At 44.7% G+C, this 1,884-nt stretch carries 1 protein-coding gene and 1 pseudogene; both read left to right on the top strand.

Annotation, left to right across the window (positions count from 1 at the left end; all coding sequences use genetic code 11):
* Window positions 1–42 precede the first annotated feature (42 nt).
* Window positions 43–578: pseudogene (locus H735_RS29315) on the top strand (nitroreductase family protein); the annotation flags it as partial.
* A 260-nt stretch (window positions 579–838) separates the two neighbouring features.
* The gene (locus H735_RS29310) at window positions 839–1,819 is read left to right on the top strand and encodes a chemotaxis protein (protein ID WP_020198201.1); all 981 of its coding nucleotides are present in this window, start codon (window positions 839–841) and stop codon (window positions 1,817–1,819) included.
* Window positions 1,820–1,884 lie beyond the last annotated feature (65 nt).

Below are 1,884 nucleotides of genomic sequence, written 5' to 3'. Positions count from 1 at the left end.
AAAAAGAGTTATGCCAGTCAACTTAACTGACTGGCATTAGCGCTTGCTGAGCTTTGTATGGGACAAAACACCGCTAAGACAGCCAACGAATTGGTGGTGTTTGTTGCCACGACTCATAACTGGAAAGAGCGCGCGAAGCGCAACGCAGAGACTGTGCGCCAAGCTTTTGAAGGCCGTGACGACGTGCGGTCAAGCGCGCTCTTAAGTATTACGAAAAACTCATCCCGATGGTTTATAACAACGATGCATTTGTTGTTCGTGGAGTCGTTCGTAAGCTATACGGCTGGTGGTTGGGGCGTAACAAGCCTATGGTGCGTGAGGTGAGTAAAGCGGATGTGCGCGTATACTTGCACAAAAGCGTTTCTCTTGCAGCTATGACCTTTATGTACGCCATGAGAGAGAGGGGCTACGACACTTGCCCGATGGAAGGATTTGATTCGAAGCGTGTGAAAGCTTTGCTTGGCTTACGTGACAGTGACCAAATCACCATGGTCATCAGCTACGGTGTTCGAACGGAAGAAAGCGTATACGGTGAGCGTCACCGAGTTTCGAATGAGTCGGTTATTAAAACACACTAATAAATCGCTAAACTTTTTCTACTTACTGCCGCTATCTAAACAGGCGTCTTTTCTATATCGAACTCATGGCTGAGTTTTGTTCAACAATGAGACAAAATTTCATCATTTGATATAGAAGTGTGCGGTCAGCATCCTTTTGATTATTTACAAATTCTGTCTCAAAGACTACAAAAGGACTCTTGGATTTTTACGCCAGTGAAGTGATTCTCTGTGGCATTGCATCAAGCCTTTTCTTGATCGTATTTTGGATAATTGGGTTTATGAGTAACGTAATCAGTACTATTCTGACTGAAAGTGGCACCAATGAGCTTGAAATCATTGAGTTCCATCTAGAAAAACAATTGCCAGATGGCAGCACAAAAACATGTTATTACGGTATTAACGTCGCTAAAGTGCGTGAAGTGATTCGCGTGCCAGAGACTACTGATTATCCGAATGCACAACCTCATATGATCGGCGTATTTTCGTCGCGTGAAGTGTTAACGCCTTTGGTTGACCTTGCTGGTTGGCTTGGTGTTCCTACGCGTCGTGATCTTGAGCGTAAGTTTGTTATTGTTACCGACTTCAACAAGATGACGAATGGCTTCTTGATCGACAGTATTTCGCGTATCCACCGTATTTCTTGGAACGATGTAGAATCTCCAAGCCAATTCTTAGAAGCGGGAGAGCAGGACTGTGTTGTTGCGGTAGTTCGTAAAGACGGCAATCTGATCATGATCTTAGACTTCGAGAAGATCATTGCAGATATCAACCCAGAACAGAGTATGGAAAAGTACGATGTGACGGGCGATAAGTCGGTTGATCTGAACCAGCGCATGGTAGGTAAGCGTAACGCAAAAACCATTATGGTTGTGGATGACTCTGCGTTTATTCGTTCATTGATTCAAGATACTTTGGCTTCTGCGGGTTATAACGTGATCACCTGTAAAGATGGTGGCGAAGCGTATGAAAAACTAATGAGCTTGATTGAAGTAGCGAAAGAAGAAAACTTGCCAGTTCGTGAGTTACTCGATGCCGTTGTTACCGACGTAGAAATGCCTCGTATGGATGGTATGCACTTAGTGAAGCGACTACGTAATACGCAAGCCTACAGCCAAACACCAATCGTGATGTTCTCTTCTTTGATGAGTGAAGACAACCGTGCGAAAGCGTTATCTCTTGGTGCGAATGACACCATCACGAAGCCTGAGATTGGGCGTATGGTTAACATGATGGATAAGCACGTATTTAGTTTCGCGTAACTTTCTACAGATATAAATACAGGCTGCCGATTGGCAGCCTGTATAGATAACCCCCCCCCCCCCCC

The organism is Vibrio owensii CAIM 1854 = LMG 25443 (assembly GCF_000817815.1).
In the GTDB taxonomy this organism is placed as follows: Bacteria; Pseudomonadota; Gammaproteobacteria; order Enterobacterales; family Vibrionaceae; genus Vibrio; species Vibrio owensii.
Note: the sequence above shows the minus strand (reverse complement) of the source record. Positions and strands in the feature narration are given on the sequence as shown.

Coding starts and splice junctions, on each gene's coding strand:
- H735_RS29310 (WP_020198201.1), top strand. CDS start 839: ATGAGTAACGTAATCAGTACTATTCTGACTGAAAGTGGCACCAATGAG.